Below are 25,410 nucleotides of genomic sequence, written 5' to 3' on the forward strand. Positions count from 1 at the left end.
TGCCAAGTGCAGCGGGAGGATATTCACATCACGGAAATAGGAGTGAAATGAGATGAATAACATGCAGTTATTTGATTTAACGAATGCGCAAAAGCGTATATGGTATACCGAATTACTCTATCCAGATACATCTGTGTCACAGCTATCCGGTACAGCCAAGATGAAGGGTCACATCAATATCGCTGCCTTCATGCAGTCCATTAATTTGATTATCAAACAATATGATGCGTTCCGCATTCGTATTACCTCGGTGGATGGAGTGCCTCAGCAGTATGTCGTTCCTTATGAAGAAAGACAGTTGGAATGCCTGGACCTTACCCACATCGAAAGCATTTCCGAGATCGAAGCCCTACTTGAGCAGCACAAAAGCAAACCCTTGCCATTATTGGACTCTGAGCTCTTTCAGTTTTTGATTGTGAAGATTAGCGAGGAAGAGTATTGGATTAATATCAAAATGCATCATATTATTTCTGACGGGATCTCTATGGTCGTTTATGGAAATCAACTGACAGCCTTTTATATGGATTTAATTCAAGGAAATGAACCTAAGCTGAGCGATGATTGCTCTTATATTGAATATATTGCGGATGAGAACGCATATGAGCTTTCTGACAGATACCAAAAGGATAAGGCATACTGGCTGGATAAGTTTTCTGACTTGCCCGAACTGACAGGTTGGAAGTCATATAATCCATTATCGCTAAGTACCCAAGCTGTGCGGGAACATTTTACTGTGCCGGAGGCGCTATATCGCGAACTACAGGCATTTTGCCAACAAAACAGGATTTCTCTGTTCCAATTCTTCATGGGTGCGATGTATATCTACATACACAAAGTGACGAATCAGCCGGATGTGGTGATCGGTACCTCGTTCGCAAACCGGGGGAACAAGAAAGAGAAGCAAAAGATTGGTATGTTTGTCAGCACGGCTGCCGCCAGAACATACGTTGACAAGGATGTAGAGGTGTTAAGCTTCCTGCAGGAAGTAGCCAGGGACCAAATGTCAGTCTTGCGGCATCAGAAATATCCATACAATCAGTTAATTCAGGATCTTAGAGAAATGCACGGCAACAAGGATATTCAGCGGCTTTTTGGTGTTTCCATGGAATACCGCCTTATCAACTGGGTTGACTTGGATGACGTGCGTATTTTGACGGATTATGATTTTTGCGGCGATGAAGTGAATGATTTCGTGCTTCATATCGTGGAGATCTTGGATGAAGGCGAGCTTGTACTGGATATCGATTATCGGACGGAGCTGTTTGAACGCAGTGAAGTAACGGACATGGTATCCCAGCTGCTTACGATCGCAGAGCAGATCATTCATACTCCGCAGCTTTCGATCGCAGAGGTAAACCTGTTGGGAGAAGCAGAAGAGCAATCCATTCTGGCTCTTTCGGAAGGCGCTGTAGTTGATTACCCCCGTGAGAAGACGATTCATGGCTTATTTGAGGAACAAGCCGAGCGCACGCCGGATCACGTAGCTGTTCAGATGGGCGAGCAGAGCATTACATACCTAGCTCTAAATGAGCAGGCTAACCAGCTTGCGAGATATTTACGCACCGAAGGCGTAGGTGCAGATGTACTCGTGGGGATTATGGCGGATCGTTCCCTAGAGATGGTCGTTGGCATGTTGGCGGTTTTGAAGGCAGGAGGGGCCTATGTACCGATTGATCCTGACTATCCTGAGGAACGTATTCGTTACATGCTTGAGGATTCAGGAGTCCGTCTGTTGCTCACCCAAAGCCATCTATGGGAGAGTACCACGTTTGACGGGAAGCTTGTGAGTCTGGACGAAGCCGCAACGTATACAGGAGATGCTTCTAATCTGGAGAGCATTTCGGGACCGAACCATTTGGCCTATATTATTTACACATCGGGTACAACTGGCAAGCCAAAGGGAACGCTGATCGAGCATAAAAATGTAGTTCGTCTGCTCTTTAACGATGACAATTTATTTGATTTCAATTCTCAGGATACATGGACGCTGTTCCATTCGTTCTGCTTCGATTTCTCTGTTTGGGAGATGTATGGAGCACTTCTTTACGGAGGGAAACTGGTAATTGTTCCATCCCTTACAGCTAAAAGCCCGGCAGCCTTCCTGGAGCTGTTGAAAGACAATCGAGTCACCATTTTAAATCAAACGCCGACATATTTTTATCAGGTGATACAGGAAGAATTGGCACAATCATCCACAGAGCTTAGCCTAAGAAAGATTATTTTTGGCGGAGAGGCCTTGAGTCCGTCTCTTCTGAAAAACTGGCGGGCAAAGTATCCTGGTGTGCAACTGATTAATATGTACGGAATTACGGAAACGACGGTCCATGTCACTTACAAGGAAATCACTGAACATGAAATCGAAGCGGGCAAAAGCAATATTGGTAGAACCATTCCAACGCTTAGCGCTTATATCTTTGATGAACATAGACGCTTGCAGCCTGTCGGGGTTCCGGGAGAGCTATACATTGCGGGGGAAGGTCTTGCCCGTGGGTATTTGAACCGACCAGATTTGACGGCTGAAAAATTTGTAGAGCATCCGTATCGGGCGGGAGAGCGCTTGTATCGAACTGGAGACCTGGCTCGCTGGTTGCCTGATGGCAATATTGAATATTTGGGCCGGATCGATCATCAGGTCAAAATTCGCGGCTACCGAATTGAGCTGGGTGAGGTCGAAGCCCAAATTCTCAAGGCTCCGCACGTACGGGAAACGATTGTCCTCGCGCGTGACGACGAACAGGGGCAAAAATTGCTGTGCGCCTACTATGTAGCCTCCAGCGATCTTTCGCCAGGGGAATTGCGGTCTCAGCTGGCAACGGAATTACCAGCATACATGATTCCCACTTATTTTGTTCGGCTGGAGCAAATGCCGCTTACACCCAATGGCAAGCTGGACCGCCGCGCGTTGCCGGCTCCTGAGGGCAGCGTACAATCCGGTGAGGATTATCTGGCTCCAAGAACTGCAGTGGAAGCACAGCTGGTGCTTATTTGGCAGGATATCCTGGGAGCTGCCCGCGTGGGCGTCCGCGATAATTTCTTTGAGATCGGTGGTCACTCTTTGCGGGCGACATTGCTCGTTACGCGGATTCGCAAAGAGCTGGGATGCAGCATTTCGCTGCGTGAAGTATTTCAATCGCCTACGGTTGAATCCCTGGCGCGACTGGTAAAAGAGCGAATTCCAACCGTGTACGAGTCTATTCCACAGGCTGAAAAACGCGAAGCATACCCGGTGTCCTCAGCGCAAAAACGGTTATACGTGCTGAGACAGATGGACGGGGGAGAGCTCAGCTACAATATGCCAGGGGCCTTCTCAGTGGACGGACCGTTGGATCGCGTGCGGCTGGAGTCTGCGTTCAAGGCATTGATCCAGCGTCATGAATCCCTGAGAACCGGCTTTTATATGCAGGATGGGGAGCTTGTTCAACGTGTGTATAAGAATGTTCCGTTCGCATTGGACTACACAGAGGACACGGTGGAGGAAACGGATACGCTCATTCACAACTTTATTCGTGCCTTTGATCTGAGCCAGGCTCCATTATTGCGTGTTGGTCTGGTGAAGTTGCAGGAGGAGCGTCATCTGTTGCTGTTTGATATGCACCACATCATTTCAGACGGTGTTTCCATTCATATATTGGTGGAGGAACTCACGCAATTATACCAAGGAGAACAACTACCAGAACTGCATATTCAATACAAGGATTATGCGGTATGGCAACAGGAACAGTCAGAGAGAGAGTGGCAAGACCTTGAAGCGTATTGGCTGCAGGCCTTTGAAGGTGAGCTGCCCGTATTAGATTTGCCTACCGACTTCCAGCGCCCATCGGTTCGGAGCTTCGAGGGTAGCCGGATTGATTTTACATTGGACGAGTCTGGCAATAAGGCGATACAAGAGCTTGCATCCCGTACAGGTACTACACTGTATATGGTGTTGCTGGCGGCTTATTCAGTACTGCTGCACAAATATACGGGGCAAGAGGATATCGTCGTAGGTTCTCCAGTAGCCGGCAGACCACAAGCAGAGCTTGAAGGCATCATTGGGATGTTTGTCAATACGCTGGCCTTGCGCAGCTACCCGGCAGGAGAAAAAACTTTTCAGGATTACCTTCTGGAAGTCAAGGAAACGGCACTCAAGGCGTTCGAGCATCAGGATTACCCTTTTGAAAAATTGGTCGAAAAACTGGGCGTAGGACGTGATGTCAGCCGCAATCCACTCTTTGACACCCTGTTGGTATTGCAAAATACGGAGCAGGAAGAGCAGGACATGGATGGAGTGCACTTTACTCCTTATCCAATGGACACAGTCACAGCCAAGTTTGACCTGTCTCTTAATGTAGAGGAGAAGGGTGCTGAACTAGCCTTTGGCCTTGAGTATAGTACGGCTTTGTATCAGCGAGAAACTGTAGAGCGCCTGGCCACGCACTTGCTTCGGGTTCTGCATGCAGTCGCGGTCAATCCCGAGTTGCAATTGGCCGAAATTGAAATGATCACACCGGAGGAGAAAGTACAGATCATTGAAGTATTCAACGCGACAGCTACTCCTTATCCAAGGGATAAGACCATTCATGAATTGTTCGCGGAACAAGTCAAGCGTACACCAGAGCAGACGGCTTTGGTATTCGGCGATGTCCGGTTAACGTACCTTGAGTTGGAAGATAAAGCGAGCCGATTGGCCCAAACACTGCGTCGTTTGGGGACGCTAAGTGAGCAGCCGGTGGCTATTATGGGTGGACGGAGTATCGAGATGGTGGTTGGTATGCTCGCAGTGCTTCAGGCTGGTGGAGCCTATGTGCCGATCGATCCTGATTACCCAGAAGATCGGGTTCGTTATATGCTCGAAGATTCCGATGCCAAGCTACTATTGGTACAAAAGGGCGAGCTTATAAATGTAGACTACGGTATACCAATTGTCGACCTCAGCAGTGAAGAGGCTTATGCGTCCGACCTTGGTCGAACTGAGGAAGCAGTCCAGGGACCGGAGAGACTCGCTTATGTTATCTATACCTCGGGTACGACAGGTAGACCAAAGGGCGTTATGGTTGAACACCGTAACGTGGTTCGTCTGGTCAAAGAAACCAATTATGTGGAGTTAAATGAATCCACACGGATTTTGCAGACGGGAGCCGTGGCTTTCGATGCCTCGACCTTTGAGATATGGGGTGCGCTCCTTAATGGCGGACAGCTTTATTTCGTGGAGAACGACGATATCCTGATTGCCGATCGGCTCAAAGCGGCCATTGCCAAGTACGGGATTACAACGTTGTGGCTCACTTCACCACTTTTCAATCAGCTTTCATTGCAGGATGAGTACCTGTTTAGAGGACTGAAAGCATTGTTGGTGGGTGGCGACGTACTGTCCATATCTCATATGAACCGTGTCATCGAGGCTAATCCTGATCTTGTCCCTATCAATGGCTATGGTCCAACAGAGAATACGACCTTCTCCACCACCTACAAGATTCCGGGTCATGCTGAAGGGGGCGTGCCGATTGGTCGCCCAATTAGTAACTCGACTGCTTATGTAGTCAATGGATCGCTTCAATTACAGCCCATTGGTGCTTGGGGCGAGCTGATTGTCGGCGGTGAAGGTGTAGCGCGCGGATATCTCAATCGTCCTGACCTCACAGCAGAAAAATTTGTCCCAAGTCCTGTTAAGGATGGAGAACGCTGCTACCGAACTGGTGATTTGGTACGCTGGCTTCCAGATGGGAATTTGGAGTTTAAGGGAAGAATTGATGAGCAGGTCAAAATACGCGGTTATCGTATCGAACTCCCCGAAATTGAGGCTCAACTGGCCAAGGTGGAGTCAGTAATCGAAGCCGTAGTCGTCGTTCGCGCCGATGAGCTTGGAGAGAAGCAGCTTTGCGCTTATTATGTGGCGGATCGTACGCTCACAGCAGGCGAAGTAAGACACTCCCTATCGCAGGTACTTCCCGGTTATATGATTCCATCCTACTTTATCCAGCTGGATCGAATGCCGTTAACATCGAACGGAAAACTGGACCGCAGGTCTCTGCCAGCTCCGCAAGTAGGTGCGCATACAGGACGGAAGTATACAGCTCCTCGCACACCGGCTGAAGAAGCTTTGGCGTCTGTCTGGCAAGGGGTGCTGGGTGCCGAGCAGGTAGGTATCCATGACAATTTCTTTGAATTGGGAGGAGACTCCATCAAGGCCATTCAAGTGTCGTCACGGTTATTGCAGGCTGGCTACCGGTTAGAGATGAAGCAGCTGTTCAAATTCCCAACCATTGCCGAGCTAGGTGCAGAAATACAAACGGCTGTGCATACGGCTGAACAGGGAGTTGTGCGTGGAGCGGCTCGCTTAACTCCAGTCCAACAGTGGTTCTTTGGACGGAAGCAAGCAGAGCCTCATCACTTCAATCAAGCAGTCATGCTGTATCGTGAACAGGGATTTGAGGAAAAGGCTTTGCATCATGTGTTGAGAAAATTGGCCGAGCACCATGACGCCCTTCGCCTAGTTTTTCGTCAGACTGAGCATGGCTACGAGGCTTGGAACCGTGATCTTGGAGAAGGAGAGCTGTATAGCCTGATCACTGCTGATTTACGGAACGAATCCGATCCGGTTGCAGCCATTACGACGCTGTCGGACGACATCCAGCGCAGCATCAATCTGGCAGAAGGACCGCTGATGAAGTTAGGGCTTTTCCATTGTCAGGATGGAGACCACCTTCTGATCGTGATCCATCATTTAGTGGTGGACGGAGTATCCTGGCGGATTTTGTTCGAGGACTTCGCAGCAGGCTATGAGCAGTTTATTCAAGGACAAGCACTGACATTCCCGCAGAAGACGGATTCCTTCCGTGACTGGGGAGACGCTCTTGCCCGTTATTCGGAGGGCCCTGAAATCGAGATTCATCGAGCGTATTGGAGCGAGCTGGGGGTTCAGTCGCTTGAGCAGTTGCCTAAGGATGAAGCTGTTGAGCGTCTTTTATTACGCGATAGCGAAGTGGTGACAGCACAATGGACTGTGGAAGAAACCGACCAACTGTTAAGAAAAGCCCATCGTGCTTACCAAACAGAGACGAACGATCTGTTATTGGCCGCTCTGGGCATGGCGGTATTCAAATGGTCTGGCTTAGACAAGATTGCTGTGAACCTTGAAGGGCATGGTCGTGAGCCGATTGTGCCAAATATCGATATTACCCGTACTATCGGATGGTTTACGAGTCAATACCCAGTCATTTTAGATTTGGGGAATGATCCAGAATTGTCGGTCCTGATTAAAGCTGTGAAAGAAGAGCTACGTCGTATTCCGAATAAAGGTATCGGATATGGGTTGCTCAAAACGATGGCCAGTCAGGAGGACGCAGATAGTTTCAACTTACAGCCTGAGATTTCTTTTAACTATCTGGGACAGTTTGATCAGGATTTGCAAGGAAGCTCATTGCAGGTTTCTCCTTATCCGACCGGAAGCGCGCAAAGCTTGTTGGGAGAGTCAGCCTATAAGCTAGATATCAATGGCATGGTGACAGACGGAGCCTTGGCTCTGACGATGACTTACAACGGAAAACAATATAAGTCATCCACAATGAAACAGCTCGCTGGATATATTGAAGAAAGCCTACGGCAGCTTCTGCACCATTGCGTAACCCAGGAAAGAACGGTATTGACACCAAGCGATGTGCTTGCCAAGGGGCTGAGCATTACTGATCTGGAGGAGCTTGCTGAGCAGACCAGCCACATAGGCGATATTGAGAATGTATACAGTCTGACGCCAATGCAGAAGGGCATGCTGTTCCATGATATGTTCGAACCACATACAGGTGCTTATTTTGAGCAGGCCGCCTTTGACTTTAAGGGTAGCTTTGATCCGGCTGCCTTTGGGCATAGCCTGGATGCAGTGGTGGAACGCCATGCCATCCTGCGTACGAACTTCTACAGTGGATGGGGAAGTGAGCCTTTACAAGTCGTATTCCGGCACAGAGGCGCCAAATTGGTGTATGAAGACCTACGTGAGATGAATGCATCGCAGCGTGAAGCTTACCTGCAGACATTTGCCGCTAAGGATAAAGAGCAAGGCTTTAACCTGGCTGAAGACGAGCTTCTCCGTGTATCGATTTTACGCACAGAAGAAGAGAGCTTCCGTCTCTTGTGGAGCTTTCACCACATCGTCATGGATGGATGGTGTGTTCCATTAATTACACAGGAGGTCTTTGAACACTATTTTGCCCTCCTGGAAGGAAGAGAGCCTCAGCTGGCAGAGGTTCAGCCGTATAGCCGATATATTGAATGGCTGGAACAGCAGGATGAAGCAGCTGCGGCCGACTATTGGAGCCGATATCTGGCCGGTTATGAGCAGCAGACGCTTTTACCTCAAGTCGGTGGAGCAACTAAGGGAGAAGGCTACGTAGCAGAGAAGCTGAATTATCCTGTCAGCAGGGAATTGACTGAGCGCCTGGAAAAAGTGGCCAGAGATGCTCATGTCACGATGAATATATTGCTGCAGTCCATCTGGGGCGTTGTGCTTCAACGCTATAACGGGAGTCGGGATGTTGTATACGGAAGTGTAGTATCAGGCAGACCGGCTGAAATTCCGGGAATTGACCGGATGATCGGGTTGTTTATTAATACAATTCCAGTTCGTGTGAAGACAGAAGAAAATCTCCCCTTTACAGTCCTGATGAAGCAACAGCAGGAGCAGTATATGGCTTCTCACATGTACGACACCTATCCTTTGTTTGAAATTCAGGCTCAGACGGACCAAAAGCAGGAGCTCATTTCACATATTATGGTATTTGAGAACTATCCTGTGGAAGAGGAAGTGGAGCGTCTGGGAGGTGGCGAAGCTGCCTTTGAGATTGAGGAAGCGGAGCTTCTTGAACAAACGAATTACGATTTTAACTTAATTGTCCTACCGGGCAAAGAGATGAGATTGTTGTTCCAATACAATGCGCTCGTCTATGATCCAGCCACGATTGAACAAATCAAGGGTCACTTGTTCCACCTCATGGAACAAGTTGTGGAGAATCCTGCAATTTCCGTGGATGCTCTGGAATTGGTTACGCCACAGGAAAGAGAACAGATTTTGAACTTATGGGGAGACACGGGAGCCAGCTCCAAACACCGTACCACGTTTCACGGGTTGTTGGAGGAGCAGGCAGGTCGCACGCCGGATGCCACGGCTGTTCTATTTGAGAACGAAATGCTGACCTATGCCGAGCTGAACGCAAAGGCCAATGGATTGGCGAGAAGATTGCGTGCTGAAGGAATCAAGACGGGAGATCTGGTGGGGCTGATCGTTGAACGGTCAACGGATATGATCGTTGGGATGTACGGCATTATGAAAGCCGGGGGCGCCTATGTTCCCATTGATCCAGAGTATCCGCAAGAACGAATCAACTACATGCTTGAAGATTCGGGGACGAAGATGATCCTTGCACAAGCACATCTTCTGGAGCATATAGGCTGGACGGGAAATGTCCTATTGCTGGATGAACCGTCGACCTATGATGTCGATACGTCGAACTTGAAGGATACGGCCGACTCTGATGACCTGGCTTACGTGATCTATACTTCAGGCACGACGGGCCAGCCTAAGGGCGTGTTAGTGGAACACCGGGGACTACGCAATCTGTCGGACGTATACCGCGGACTCTTTGAAGTTACACCGCAGGATCGGATTGTTCAGTTTGCAAGCCTGTCGTTTGATGCATCAGTTTCGGAAATTTTAACGACATTGAGCCACGGGGCTACTCTATGCATTCCTTCTACACAAGATATTATGGATCACGCTCTGTTCGAGCAGTTCATGAACGATAAGGGGATTACGGTAGCGACTTTGCCACCCGCCTACGCAATCCATCTTGAGCCGGAGCATCTGCCGACACTGCGATGCCTGCTAACTGCCGGATCAGCCACATCGGTCGAATTGATCGAAAAGTGGAGAAAGCATGTACATTACTTCAACGCCTATGGTCCCACTGAGGACTCCGTATGCACTACCCTATGGAATGCCCAGAACAGTGAAGAGACCGTAGAAATCGTATCCATTGGACAACCAATTGCCAACCATCGTGTGTATATTTTGGATGATCATTTCAGATTGCTGCCTGTCGGCGTAGCTGGGGAACTATGCATTTCGGGTATCGGGTTAGCACGGGGTTACCATAACCAGCCTGAGTTAATGGATGAGAAGTTTGTGGACAATCCGTATGCTCCAGGAGAGCGTATGTATCGGACGGGTGACCTGGTTCGCTGGTTGCCGAATGGAACCATCGAGTACCTCGGCCGAATAGATCACCAAGTCAAAATTCGTGGCTATCGTATCGAGCTGGGCGAGGTTGAAGCACACATGCTCAGAATACCGTCCGTTCAAGAAGTCGTGGCTTTGGCTGTGGAGGGCGATGATGGCTACAAGGATTTAGTCGCTTACTTCGTAGCTGCTCAGAAGCTTGAGGTATCCGAGCTCCGGGGAATTTTGTCAGAGATGTTGCCTGGATATATGATCCCTTCCCGCTTCGTACAATTGGAGGACATGCCTCTGACGTCGAACGGAAAAATAGATCGAAAAGCGCTGCAGGGTGAGCAAGGATGGGCGGTTGCTTCATCTGAGGCTCCACAGACCCCTGTAGAAATCCAATTGGCCGAAATCTGGCAAGAGGTGCTGGGTGTAGAGAACGCGGGAGTGAAGGATAATTTCTTCCATTTCGGAGGTCATTCACTGCGTGCCGCTCTGCTAGTCTCACGAATTCGTAAGGAGATGAATCGCGAGATTAGTCTAAGAGAAGTGTTCGAATCGCCTACCATTGAAGAATTGGCTCGTGCCATGGAGGGCCATACACCGCTGAATTTCGAAGAAATTCCTACAGCGGAAGCGCGACAATACTACCCATTATCCTCAGCCCAAAAACGGCTGTTTATCCTTAGTCAGCTGGAAGGCGGAGAGCTAAGCTACAATATGCCAGGTATCCTTACGGTTGAGGGAGACCTGAATCGCGAACGGCTGGAGCAGGCATTCCGTCGTCTAATTCGTCGTCATGGTTCGCTCCGCACCCGTTTTGTGACCGTTAACGGTGAGCCTGTGCAGCAGATCCTACCGGATGTTCCGTTTACGGTGGAATATGCGGAGTTGAGCGAGACAGAGGCAGAAGCTGCCCTTCAGCAATTTGTTCGTCCTTTTGACCTTGGCGAAGCACCATTACTGCGGGTAGGTCTCATTCGAATTGCACACGAGCGCCATTTACTGTTGTTCGATATGCATCATATTGTCTCGGATGGGGTTTCTATGAATATTCTCATAGAAGAGTTTCTCCGTTTCTACCAAGAAGAAGACGTATTACCTGCGCTGCAAATTCAGTACACAGACTATGCGGTATGGCAGCAAGAGCAGCTCGGAAGCGAGCGTCTCAAAGCCCAGGAGGCATACTGGCTGGATGCATTCCGCGGAAGCTTGCCGGTGCTGGATTTGCCAGTAGACGAAGTTCGCCCTGCGGTGCGAAGCTTTGCGGGAGATCGGATTGACTTCCAGATTGACTCTTCTCTGAGCGCTTCACTCCAGGAGCTGGCTACCCGAACAGGTTCTACGCTGTTCATGGTGCTGCTGGCAGCCTATACGACGCTCTTGCACAAGTACACGGGTCAGGAAGATGTCATTGTTGGTTCACCAGTGGCGGGAAGATCCCATGCCACACTCGAAGGCCTGATCGGTATGTTCGTAGGCACAGTGGCACTGCGTACTTATCCAGAGGGCGAAAAGTCCTTCGAGGCTTACTTGAAGGAAGTGAAGGAAACAGCACTGCGTGCCTATGAAAACCAGGATTATCCGTTTGAGGAGCTGGTAGAGAAGCTGGAGCTTCAGCGTGACCTGAGTCGCAACCCACTATTTGATACTATGTTTGTTCTGCAAAATATCGAGCAGGGAGAACAAGAAATAGAGGGATTGCGTTTCACTCCTTACGATCAGGTCCATCCTGCTGCCAAATTCGACCTCACGCTGACAGTGAGTGAAGCGGATGGGGCATTGAACTGCACGTTGGAATACGCGACTGCAATCTACAAGCGGGAGACCGCTGAACGGATGGCAGGCCACTTTGTACAGCTTATTCAGGAGGCTATCGCCAATCCGGGAATGTCGTTGTCGTCCCTGGATATCGTGACACCGCAGGAAAAGTCGATGCTGATGAAGGATGCGGACGAAGCCAAAGCAGATTATCCACGTGACCAAACGATTCATGCACTGTTCGAGGAACAGGCTGTCCGTCATCCAGATGCAGTAGCGGTCGTATGTGAAGAGGCGTCCTTGTCCTATAGCGAGCTGAACGAGCAGGCCAATGGACTTGCTAGAACGCTCCGCGAGCGTGGTCTGCAACCAGACGGTCTGGTTGGAATCATGGCGGATCGTTCCCTTGAAATGGTCGTTGGGATTTTAGCCATTTTGAAGGCGGGCGGAGCTTACGTCCCTGTGGACCCTGAATATCCAGAGGACCGCATTCGCTTTATGCTTGAGGATTCGGGGGCCAAGCTGCTACTGACACAAGCGCATCAGGAGACACGTGTCTCCTTTACCGGTGACGTTATCAACCTGGATGAGACGGCTTCCTACAAGGAAGATGTCTCAAATCTGGAGCCTACGGCTGGACCGAATCATCTTGCCTATGTTATCTACACATCGGGTACGACAGGCAAGCCAAAGGGAACGCTGATCGAGCATAAAAATGTAGTTCGCTTGCTCTTTAATGATAAAAATATGTTTGACTTCGGCCCTCAGGATACGTGGACACTGTTCCATTCGTTCTGTTTCGACTTCTCTGTATGGGAGATGTACGGGGCATTGCTAAACGGGGGTCGTCTGGTCATCGTTCCATCGCTGACTGCGAAGAGCCCGGAGCGTTTCTTGCAATTGCTTAAGGATCAGAAGGTCACCGTATTGAACCAGACGCCGACTTACTTCTACCAGCTGCTACAAGAAGAACTTAGTCATCGCGCGGCAGAATTGAGCCTCCGCATGATTATCTTTGGTGGAGAGGCATTAAGCCCAGCCTTGCTTAAGGACTGGAGAGCGAAATATCCACAGGTGCAGCTCATTAACATGTATGGCATCACAGAAACGACCGTGCATGTAACGTATAAGGAAATTACAGAACTGGAAATTGAACAGGGGCGCAGCAATATCGGTACCCCGATTCCGACACTACGTGCGTACATTTTGGATGAACAACGCCGTCCACAACCGATTGGCATTCCAGGTGAGCTCTACGTGGCGGGCGAAGGGCTGGCGCGTGGCTACCTGAACCGACCGGAATTGACGGAAGAGAAGTTTGTAGCTCATCCGTTTGAAGCGGGCGAGCGCATGTACCGCTCAGGTGACTTGGCACGCTGGTTGCCGGATGGCAGCATGGAGTATTTGGGACGGATTGACCATCAGGTTAAAATCCGGGGTTACCGTATTGAGCTAGGCGAAGTGGAGGCGAAGTTGCTCCATGCTCCATCTGTAAGGGAGGCCGTTGTGCTTGCCCGTGAGGATGGAAGTGGACAAAAAGTGCTGGTTGGCTATTTCACTGCTGATCAGATGCTGACGGTAGGCGAATTGAGAAAAGCCTTGGCTGCTGAACTGCCGGCGTATATGATTCCGTCTTACTTCATGCAATTGGAACAGATGCCTTTGACACCAAATGGCAAGCTGGATCGCAAAGCACTTCCCGCTCCAGAGGCCAATGTGCAGACTGGAGCAGTTTATGAAGCGCCGAGGAACGCAGCTGAGGAACCGTATGGCAAGGTGTGCTGGGAGCGCAGCAGGTCGGTATCCATGATCATTTCTTCGATCTGGGTGGTGACTCCATCAAGGCGATTCAGGTGTCCTCTAGATTATTCCAACTGGGATATAAATTAGAGATGAAGGATCTCTTCAAATATCCGACAATTGCCGAGCTGAGCCCGTATCTCCAGGTAGCTGGACGTACAGCAGAACAGGGTGAAATCAAAGGTGCAGCGGAGTTAATGCCAATTCAGCGCTGGTTCTTTGAACGGCACACAGCGGAGCCGCATCATTACAATCATGCGGTCATGCTCCATCGGAAAGACGGCTTTGATGAAGCTGCACTTCGGTTGACAATGGACCAAATTGCGATCCATCATGACGCGCTGCGTATGGTTTTCCGGTCTACAGCAGCTGGATACACAGCTTGGAATCGGGGAATTGACGAAGGCGAACTTTACACCTTAGACATCGCCGATATGAGACAGGCAAATGACGAGGCAGCTGCTGTTCAAGCCCAAGCTGATGCCATCGAGGCAAGCTTCCACTTGGAAGACGGCCCTCTGTTCAAGCTAGGCTTGTTCCATTGTAATGATGGCGATCATTTGTTGATTGTCATTCATCACCTCTTGGTTGATGGCGTGTCCTGGCGCATCCTGTTTGAGGACATTGCAACAGGATACGAGCAAGCGTTGAATGGACAAGCAATTGTCCTTCCGCAAAAGACGGATTCGTATCTTGTATGGTCCGAGCAGGCGGCGAAGTATGCAGAAGGTTCTGCCTTGGACGAGGAACGTTCATACTGGCAGCAGATTGAGGAGACAGCTCTGGCTCCACTGCCGAAGGATAAGGAACAGGAGCCGGGTACCATCCGGGATACCGATTCGGTTACGGTAACGTGGTCTGCTGAAGAAACAGATCTGCTGTTGCGACAAGCAAACCGGGCCTATCATACAGAGACGAATGATTTGCTCTTGACTGCTCTGGGAGCAGCTATTCAGCGCTGGACAGGTATGGAGCAGATATTAGTTAACCTTGAAGGACATGGCCGGGAAATGATCGTACCAGATCTGGATATTACCCGTACCGTGGGCTGGTTCACAACCCAGTACCCCGTTCTGCTGAACCTGCAAGGTGGGCAGGAGGTATCTGCCCGAATCAAGCGGATCAAGGAGAATTTGCGAGAGGTTCCGCACAAAGGCATCGGCTACGGTTTGCTGAAGTATATGGCACCGGAGAAAGGTACTCGATTCAGCGTAGAACCAGAAGTTTCCTTTAACTACCTTGGACAGTTTGATCAGGATTTGGAAGGCAATGCTCTTAGCTTGTCTACACATTCCGTTGGTAAGGCGCTTAGCGATCACACACCACAGCAATATGCTCTGGATGTGAACGGCATGATTGCCGAAGGCCAGCTATCACTGACGATTACGTACAGCAACAGGCAGTACCGTAAGGAGACGGTAAGTCATTTTGCTGAATTATTACAGTCAAGCCTTAGTGAGGTCATCCAGCATTGTGTGAATCAGGAGCGTTCGCAGCTTACACCAAGTGATGTTCTGTTCCAAGGACTGACACTGGAGCAGCTTGATCGACTCACGGTCCAGACGGCCCATATTGGAGAAATTGAGGATGTGTACAAGCTAACGGCAATGCAGAAGGGCATGCTCTTCCACAGCTTGCTGGAACCGGACTCCTCTTCATACTTCGAGCAGGCAACGTTTGAGCTGCGTGGCAGCTTCGATGTAGATATCTTCTTTGAGAGCTTCCAGGCTCTGGCACAACGACACGCCATACTGCGTACTGGCTTTTACAACAATATCGCTGATGTACCGCTGCAGGTTGTCTTTAAGCAACGCCCAATCTCTCTCAACTACGTAGATTTGCGTGCAGATAACTTGCAGGAGCAAGAAGCCCTGATTCAGGCTTACACTACTGAAGATATGGCTAAAGGCTTCAACTTGTCAGAAGATCCGCTGATGCGAGTGACTGTTTTGCAAAAGAAACAAAGCTGCCTTGTATTGTGGAGCTTCCATCATATTGTCATGGATGGCTGGTGCATCCCGATTATTACACAGGAGCTGTTTGATTATTATTCTGCTCTGCGTCAGCAAGTACAGCCTGTGCTGCCGCCGGCTCAGCCCTACAGCCGTTATATAGAATGGCTTGATGCACAGGATGATCAGGAAGCTTCAACGTATTGGAGTCAATATCTCGAAGACTATGACGGCAACACCGTATTGCCAGAAGCTAAAACGAAATCTCAAGCTAAAGTAGAGGATTACGTTCTGAATGAGCATGTTCTCCATTTGGGTGCATCCTTGACCCATAAAATGGATGTTGTTGCGAAGCGCAACCATGTGACCGTCAACACACTCATGCAGACAGCCTGGGGCCTGATTCTCCAACATTACAATGCCAGCTCGGATGTTGTTTTCGGTGGCGTTGTATCAGGTAGACCTGCTGAGATTGCAGGGATCGAGAATATGGTGGGTCTGTTTATTAATACAGTACCTATCCGCGTACAGTCATCCAAAGACGAGGCCTTTGTCGATGTGATGAAACGTACACAGGCACATTCGTTGGCTGGTCGTGCCTACGACACCTATCCGCTGTATGAGATTCAGGGGAAAACAACCCAAAAGCAAGACCTGATTTCTCATATTATGATCTTTGAAAATTATCCACTCGACGAACAGGTAGAACAGTCGGGTAACCACACAGAAGACAATCTCGAAGTCGCCAACTTCGCCATGTTTGAGCAAACCAACTATGACTTTAACCTGGTTGTCATTCCAGGCGAGGACATTAAGGTCTGCATCCGCTACAATGCTTCGGTCTACGAGCAAGAAAGCATTGCCCGAATCGGAGGACATTTGTTGCAAATGCTAGATCAGGTAGCTACTCGTCCGCAAGCGACGATACAGGAGCTGGAGATTGTAACACCGGAGGAACGGACAAAGCTGCTTGACTGGGGTGGCACGGCTCATGCTTATCCAAGTGATCAGGGTCTGCACACCTTGTTTGAAGAGCAGGTTGCTCGTACGCCAGATAAAGTTGCAGCAGTAAGTGGCGACATACAGATTACGTTTCGCGAGCTGAATGAGCAGTCGAACAGACTGGCTTCGACCTTGATAGACCAAGGACTGCGGAGTGAACAAGTAGTGGGCCTGTTGGCAGATCGGTCAGTGGAACTGCTGGTTGCCATCATGGGTGTACTCAAAGCGGGCGGAGCTTACGTACCTATTGATCCTGAATATCCGCAGGAGCGGATTCAGTATATTTTGAAGGACTCTGGCGCTGAGATTCTGCTCACACAGAGCCATCTGACGAAGTTGGTCTCCTTTGAGGGGATAGTTATGGAATTGGATTCTCCGCACATCTACGGAACCGGAGTGGATAATCCTAATATTCCTGTGAGAGGAAACGACCTGGTGTATTTAATCTATACCTCAGGTACAACAGGGAATCCGAAGGGAACCATGATTAACCATAAAGGGATCGTAAACTACATCTGGTGGGCTAATAAAGTCTATTGTGCAGGGCAGCCAACGGACTTCCCGCTGTACTCATCCATTTCGTTTGACTTGACGATGACATCAATGTTTACACCGTTAATAAACGGAGGAATCGTACGGATTTATGATGGTATAGATAAAGCAGAAGTCGTCCAGCATATTTTGCGTGAAAATGCGGTGGATATTCTCAAGCTGACGCCGACGCATCTCAGTCTCATAAAAGACATGACTATTCCAGCGGAAAGTCGCATTCAGCAGCTCATTGTAGGTGGAGAGAATCTGACCACTCATTTGTCCAAAACGATTACGGACCTCTTTGGTGGCAACATCAAAATCTACAATGAATACGGTCCAACCGAAACCGTCGTCGGCTGCATGATTCACCTGTACGATCCTGCGAAGGATACACGGGAATCCGTACCGATTGGTTTGCCGTCCGACAACATATACATTCATATCCTGGATGAACAGCTTCGTCTCGTACCGTTAGGTGTGGAGGGCGAAATGTACATCGCTGGGGACGGAGTAGCCCGTGGATACCTGAACCGTCCGGATCTTACCGCAGAAAAATTCATTAGGAATCCGTTCGCTGCGGAAGGAAATATGTATCGGACCGGGGATTTGGCTCGTCGCCTTCCTAATGGAGACATAGAATACATTGGGCGTATTGACCATCAAGTTAAAATCCGCGGCTATCGTATTGAGCTTGGTGAGATTGAGGCCAAGTTGCTGGATATGCCACTTGTCGAGGAAGCTCTCGTTGTTGCATGGGCAGATGCCAATGGACAGAAGTCTCTATGTGCTTACTTTGTAGCTGATCGGGAAATGTCTGTCAGCGAGCTGAGAAATGAACTGTCTGCCGAACTGCCTGCATATATGATTCCGTCTTACTTTGTCCAAATGGACGTAATGCCGTTGACACCAAATGGCAAGCTGGATCGTAAGGCACTGCCTGAACCAAACTTGGGTGTGAAGGCAGGAGCCGCCTTTGCCGCTCCGCGGACGGATGTGGAGAACATTTTGGCTTCGATTTGGCAGAGTGTGCTCGGCGTACCGCTTGTTGGCATACATGATAATTTCTTTGAACTTGGAGGCGACTCGATCAAATCGATTCAGGTTTCATCAAGACTTCTGCACGCAGGCTACAAACTGGAAATGAAGAATTTATTCAGCTATCCAACAATTGCGGAACTGGCTCAGCGTGTTAGCGCAGTCAGCCGAATTGCAGATCAGCGCGAGGTACACGGAACGGTAAAACTGGGACCTGCCCAGCGCAGATTTTTCGAAGAGCAGTCAAAGGATCTACATCACTTTAATCAGTCGGTCATGCTGTACCGACGCGAAGGCTTTAATACCGATGCGCTCGCCAAGGTTATTCAAAAAATTGCAGAACACCATGATGCACTGCGACTGGTATTCCGCCAAGGAGAGCACGGAGTAGAAGCCTGGAACCGCAGTTTGGGCGAAGGTGAGCTGTATAGCCTCCAAATCCACGATTTGCAGGATGAAAAAGACCCGGCTTTGGCAATAGAAGCAGGCGCGGAAGCCATTCAGCGCAGCATCTCTCTGGAGGATGGACCGCTCTTTAGACTAGGTTTGTTCCGTTGTGCGGAAGGCGAACATTTGTTGATCGTTATTCATCATTTAGCTGTGGATGGCGTATCCTGGCGTATTCTCTTTGAGGACTTGCAGGAAGGCTACGAACAAGCAGCACGTGGAGAAGCGGTCAAGCTCCCACAAAAGACAGATTCGTACCGTGCATGGGTTGATGGGATTACGCAATATGCCAACAGCCCGGCGGCTGAACAAGAACGTAGTTTTTGGGCAGAGGTAGAAGGAGAGGGATTTGCCCTTCTTCCAAAAGACAAGGTAGACGGCGCTCTTCTCATAAAAGACACCGAGGCTGTTACGGTAACATGGTCGCCAGAAGAGACAGAGCAGTTCCTGAAAGAGGCGAATCGCGCTTACAATACGGAAGTTAACGATCTGCTCTTGACGGCCCTAGGTATGGCCGTTCACGAGTGGACGGGGATCGAACGTGTAGGCATCGTGCTGGAAGGACATGGACGGGAGCCTGTTGTACCGGAATTAGATATCACTCGCACAATAGGCTGGTTTACAAGTCAGTATCCTGTCGCCCTTGAGATGGGAGGCAAAATGGAGATCGGCGCCAGAATCAAGCGTATTAAGGAAGGTCTGCGTCGTATCCCGAACAAAGGTGTAGGATATGGTATTTTGAAATATTTGAGTGACGTATCCGCTGGCTCCTCCTTCTCGGCAGAACCGGAGATTACCTTCAACTACCTGGGGCAGTTTGACCAGGATCTTGCAGAAGGAACAATGGAGGTGTCCCCTTACTCGGCAGGGTCTGAGGTCAGTGAGGAGATGGTGCAGCATCAGGCCTTGAATATTAATGGACTGATTACCGAAGGACAGCTTCAGCTTTCGGTCAGCTATAACCATCAACAGTTCCATGTGGATTCGGTAGAAAAGTTTGCCGGTATCTTGAAGGAACGTCTCAGTGAAGTCATCGGACACTGTGCGCGCAAGGATAGAACCGAGCTTACACCAAGCGATGTACTCCTCAACGATATCAGCTTGGAGGAAATCGAGGAGCTGGAAGAGCAGACACGGCACATCGGTAGCATTGAAAATGTGTATAAACTGACACCGATGCAAAAGGGAATGCTGTTCCACAGTTTGCTGGAGCCTAGTTCAGAGGTCTACTTTGAGCAGGCCACATTTGAAATTCAGGGAGTATTCTATCCTGAGGATTTCAAACGCAGCTTACAGCATCTGATGAAACGGCATGCCATACTGAGAACGAATTTCCATGCTGGATGGGGCGACTTCCCTATACAGATTGTGTTCAAAGAAAGAGCATGCGATTTCGTATACGAGGAATTGCATGAGCTGGAACCGGGGGAAATGGAAACGTGTCTTGCAGCTTATATGGATCAGGACAAAGCAAGAGGTTTTGATCTGGCGAATGAAGCCTTGTTGCGTGTTGCTATTCTACGTACTGCAAAAGAGCATTACCATCTGTTGTGGAGCTCTCATCACATCATTTTGGATGGCTGGTGTATGCCTCTTGTGCTCCAGGAAGTGTTTGAAACGTACGGAGCTTTGCGTGAGCAAAGGGAGCCTGATCTTCCTGCAGCTGTATCGTACAGCCAGTACATTCAATGGCTGGAGAAACAAGGCGAGGAAGAGGCATCCTCCTACTGGAGAGGGTATCTGGAAGGCTACGAGCAGCAAACAAAGCTGCCGCAGGCCGTCACACAGCCATCGGCAAAAGCAGAAGCCTACGTGTCGGAGAAGGTGGTATTCACATTGGATGCGGAATTGACCGAGCGCTTGGAACAAGTGGCCAAACAGCATCAAGTGACGATGAACACACTGATGCAAGCTGCTTGGGGAATCGTGTTGCAACGCTACAATAGAAGCCAGGATGTCGTCTTTGGAAGTGTGGTATCGGGGAGACCTGCCGAGATTCCAGGCATCGAAAGTATGATCGGTCTCTTCATTAATACAGTTCCAGTTCGGGTTCAGGCCGAAGGAAGCGAAACGTTCTCTCATGTGATGAAAAGACAGCAGGAATTATATTTGGCTGGACATGCTTATGATTCCTATCCGCTCTATGAGATTCAAGCACAGAGTGAGCAAAAGCAAGATTTGATTTCCCATATCATGGTATTTGAGAATTACCCGGTAGAAGAGCACCTAGAAGAGAAAATTGCCAATGATGAGGCTGAATACAAAATTACGGATGTTCAAATGTTTGAACAGACAAATTATGATTTTAACCTCATTGTGCTGCCGGGACGTAGTCTGGAGTTCTTGTATCGTTATAATGCTCGCGTCTATGACCGGGAGAGCGTGGAACGGATTCAAGGACACTTGACGAAAATTCTGACAAGCGTATCTGTACAACCTGCTATCCGTATTGATGAGCTGGAGCTGATTACGCCAGAGGAGAAATCACAAATTATAGAGGTATGGGGAGACACAGCAGCTCCTTATCCGCGTGAGAAGACCCTCCACGGCATATTCGAGGAAAAAGCTGCGCTCACACCGGATCGTACAGCACTTATCTACGGCGAAACGGTGCTTACCTACGGCGAACTTCATCAGCAGGCCAACCGACTTGCGCGTACACTCCGTGAGCAAGGGGTTAGACCGGATCAGCCAGTCGGCATTATGGTCGAGCGTTCGCTTGAGATGATCATAGGCATCCATGCCATTCTAAAAGCGGGCGGCGCTTATGTTCCGATTGATCCGGAATTCCCTGAGGATCGTATTCACCACATGCTGGAGGATTCGGGAGCGAAGCTTCTGCTGACAAAGAGCCATCTCAAGGATCGTTTCCCATTCACTGGCACGATCCTGGCCCTGGATGATCCGCAGGCGTATCATGCGGATGACTCCAATCTGGAGCCAATTGCAGGACCAGAGCATCTGGCGTATATCATCTACACGTCAGGTTCAACCGGCAAGCCGAAAGGTGTAATGATTGAGCATCGCTCCGCCGTCCATACACTGAGCCAGTTGGAAGCTGAATATCCGATGTTGGCAGGTGACCGATTCCTGCTCAAAACGACATTCACCTTTGACTTCTCCGTGCCAGAGCTGTTCTGCTGGTTCTTTGGACAGGGGACGCTCGTAATTCTGCCGCAGGGCGTGGACAAAGACCCGATGGCACTGCTGGAGGCTGTGGATACGAACCGAATCACGCATCTTAATTTGGTACCTTCGATGCTCAGCGTGCTCGTTCAATATTTGAAGGAAAGCAGTACCCAAGGATTCCTTACTCTGAAATATCTGTTTGCCTGCGGCGAGACGCTGCCTGCCAAACTTGTGGAAGAGTACTATAAAGTATCGCCTTATGCAGTACTGGAGAACATCTACGGTCCTACGGAAGCGGCTGTATATGCGACTCGATATACAACGAGTCCTGAGACTGCGACTCTAACGCATGTGCCTATCGGCAAACCGTACGCTAACGTCCAAGTATGGATGATGGACAGCGCTTCTCAGGTATCGCCAGTAGGTGTGCCGGGGGAACTCTGCATTGCAGGTGAAGGGGTAGCGAGAGGGTACTTCAATCAGCCGGAACTGACGGCAGAGAAGTTCATTCCTCATCCGTATAAGTCGGGTGAACGGATTTACCGAACGGGCGATTTGGCTCGGTGGTTGCCTGACGGGAATATTGAGTACTTGGGACGGATTGATCACCAGGTAAAAATCCGCGGTTACCGCATTGAGCTGGGAGAAGTGGAAGCACAAATGCTGAAGGTATCATCGGTGCAGGAAGCGGTTGTTCTTGCACTGGCTGATTCCGCTGGAAGTACTCAGCTTTGTGCATACTTTGTGGCCGAGGAGGCGCTCGCAGCGAGCGTACTACGCGAGGCACTGGCCAGCGAGCTGCCAAGCTACATGATTCCATCTGCTTTTGTACAGCTGGGGCAAATGCCGCTGAATCCGAATGGCAAATTGGATCGCAAAGCGCTACCGGCACCGGAAACACTTCTGCGGAGCACAGCCGAGTATATCGCGCCGCGTACACAGACAGAAGTAGAGCTTACTAAGATTTGGTCCGAGGTGCTCGGCGTACAGGAAATCGGGATCAGGGATCAATTCTTCGAACTTGGCGGCCATTCCCTGAAAGTATTGGGCTTGATCCAAAGGATCTCGTCCAGTATGGGTGTTCATCTCCCACTTCAAGCCGTGTTTAATCTGCCGACTGTGGAAGAGATGGCACATGAAATTTTCAAGCTGCAGGCAACAACTGCTGCGGATGAACAAGAAATGGAGATTATCCGCTTCCCAGGAAAAGGAGCGCTTAAAGTATTTTGCTTCCCTCCTCGGGTAGGCCACTCTCTGGGATACTATGAGATGGCTAAGGAGCTGGAAGGGATTTGCGAGGTGTACGGGATGGAATTTATCGGCGATCGTTACCAGGGCCAAGACATGCTGGATCGATACATCGATGCCATCGTGGGTATTCAAGCAGAGGGCCCATATGTATTCCTGGGATACTCACTTGGAGGAAATCTCGCCTTCGAGGTAGCTAAAGCCATGGAAACCCGAGGCCACCATGTTGGGGACATTATTATGGTAGATGCTATGAGAAAGATGTCCAAGGATGAATCGACACCGGAGGAGCTTGAAGAAATTGTCGAGACGGTGCTGGAAAGCATTAGGGAGCAGTACAAAGCATTCCTCGCAGATCCAGCCGACAGGGAGCGAGTCATGGACAAAATGTTGGTTTACTCCACCTACCGCGATGAGCTTATTAACGCAGGTGAAGTTCATGCGAATATCCATGCTCTGATTGCAGAGGGTGATAGTATTGGTCCAGATGCATCTTTAGATAAATTGTTATGGCAACAGGCGACACTTGGTCAATACAAAGAATACGAAGTCATCGGAACGCACGATGTGCTGCTTGATTCCGGTTTTGTTGGAGAGAATGCTAAAGTACTGAGACGGATATTTGGTAAAATTGCAGAAGCCTCAACTAAAAACAAGCCTATTTTGTCCTAAGATTAATCAACCAGAACAGTAGTGGGCAACAAAGACGCCCGGGCTCCTTTATATAGGAGAAACCCGGGCGTCTTTTTTTATTTATGAAATCCTCAACATGTAGAGAGTAGTGCCTCTACTGATCCGTGTTTGTTTTAGCAATGGTAGACCGATAATAATGGACATTGGAGATGAGATCACGGATGACTTGAATGACAAGCTCAGGTTGATCATGGATAATCATATGTTCGCTCTTTTTGGCGACAATAAGCTTACTGTTGTTAGAGATGTGGAGCATCTCGCGCTGCCCAATTTGCCAGCTTTGCTCGATCTGATCATTTCCACGCTTACTAATACCGAACTGAGTCAAATCTTGCTGAATGCCTCGGGCAATCACGCGTACAGGGAGGTTACCCAAATGCTGACCGCGTATGGCATCTTCGGTAGTGCTCGCCAGATCACCCTCCTCGGCAACAGAGCGAAAGTACTTGGGGGAAGCAACAATATTCACGAAAGATTTCCTATCTCGATACTCCACACGACCGTTTAGCATTAAATTGGGAAACAGACGAAAAGCCCCTGATCTTTCGAGGAGAATGGATATCAGCGGCGAAGGATTGACCTTAGGCCGTTCTTTGGCATAGATCTTATTTGTCCGGCGGGCGTCATTCTCAGGCCTAGCATCCACTAGAACCAATCCTGCCACTTCGTCTCTGTACGTCTGTGCATAGAGTCTTGAGTACATCCCCCCGAGGGAATGACCTACAAGGATATAAGGAGGTTGGATGTCTGCATTCTTTAGAGCAGTATGAAGCTCCCGAACGATGTTTTTTCCGGTGCGTGGTGTATTTGCCTCCTCGCTCCATGCATAGCCTGCCCGATCATAAGATACAACGGTAGCGAAGGATGACAGCTTCTCGGGAATATTTCTCCAGGACAGGCTGCTTTCCCCGCTTCCTGATTCAAGCACTATCGTTGGAGAGCCGGCACCCATTTTACGAATATGGAGACGATAGCCTCCCGCATCGACCATTTTCCCCAGAGGAGGATATTGCGATTTATCGTGTTTAGATGCAATCCACTCATACACAAATCCAGAGATAACGACAAGCAGTAAGCAAGAGATAATCCCCAATACAATTCTCATCCAAGTTCGCCTTCGTTGATTCATTCAATATCTACTCCTTTATAATGTAATTATTTAATCATCAACTATTTCATATGAAGTAAAATTGCTTTGGTGTGGTTTAGGCTTAATGAACATTTCATGTAAAACGTTAAAACGGAGTTCCATAATAGCTGTGTGCTAACTATTAAAGGCTGGGGGAGTGGAGCGGGTGGTTCTTATCATTTATACCCATCCTTTCTTTGTCAAATCATCAATATTAAAGAAAAATTGAATATACATTTAAGAACCGTTTGTAAAAAAGGCCGAAGAGCTCTATTAACAAACATAAACATTGCAAAAACATTTTATAAAAAATGCTTGCGTTTAAAAATATAGAATGATATACTCTAATTCCGGCCAAGAAATACAAAGGTTGCGAGCGAATGAAAAAAAGATTTTAAAAAATGCTTGCAAAGTTGGTTCGGACATGATATGATATAAGAGTTGATGAGGCGATGAGCTGATTCGAGGAAATGTTTGATCTTTGAAAA

At 49.1% G+C, this 25,410-nt stretch carries 3 protein-coding genes; 2 read left to right on the forward strand and 1 reads right to left on the reverse strand.

Translation table 11 applies throughout. From position 1 onward, the window contains the following. Positions 1 to 52: 52 nt before the first annotated feature. Both ABEW32_RS10220 and ABEW32_RS10225 read left to right on the forward strand, forming a co-directional pair. Positions 53 to 13,843 carry a non-ribosomal peptide synthetase gene (locus ABEW32_RS10220; protein ID WP_430187206.1) on the forward strand — a complete coding sequence of 4,597 codons (13,791 nt, stop codon included), beginning with the start codon at positions 53 to 55 and terminating at the stop codon, positions 13,841 to 13,843. Continuing rightward, positions 13,732 to 23,772 (forward strand): amino acid adenylation domain-containing protein, encoded by a 10,041-nt coding sequence (locus ABEW32_RS10225; protein ID WP_430187209.1) that lies wholly within the window; start codon positions 13,732 to 13,734, stop codon positions 23,770 to 23,772. Before ABEW32_RS10220 ends, ABEW32_RS10225 begins: the two co-directional genes overlap by 112 nt. A gap of 115 nt (positions 23,773 to 23,887) precedes the next feature. Here ABEW32_RS10225 and ABEW32_RS10230 read toward each other — a convergent pair whose 3' ends face one another. Beyond that, positions 23,888 to 24,922, reverse strand: a complete 1,035-nt coding sequence (locus ABEW32_RS10230; protein ID WP_430187212.1) for an alpha/beta hydrolase — start codon at positions 24,920 to 24,922, stop codon at positions 23,888 to 23,890. Positions 24,923 to 25,410: the final 488 nt, after the last annotated feature.

The organism is Paenibacillus jamilae (assembly GCF_050482105.1).
Taxonomy (GTDB): domain Bacteria; phylum Bacillota; class Bacilli; order Paenibacillales; family Paenibacillaceae; genus Paenibacillus; species Paenibacillus jamilae_B.

What these genes read in the sequence shown, in the direction of transcription:
- ABEW32_RS10220 (WP_430187206.1), top strand. Translation starts at nt 53, where the DNA reads ATGAATAACATGCAGTTATTTGATTTAACGAATGCGCAAAAGCGTATA.
- ABEW32_RS10230 (WP_430187212.1), bottom strand. Translation starts at nt 24,922, where the DNA reads ATGAATCAACGAAGGCGAACTTGGATGAGAATTGTATTGGGGATTATC.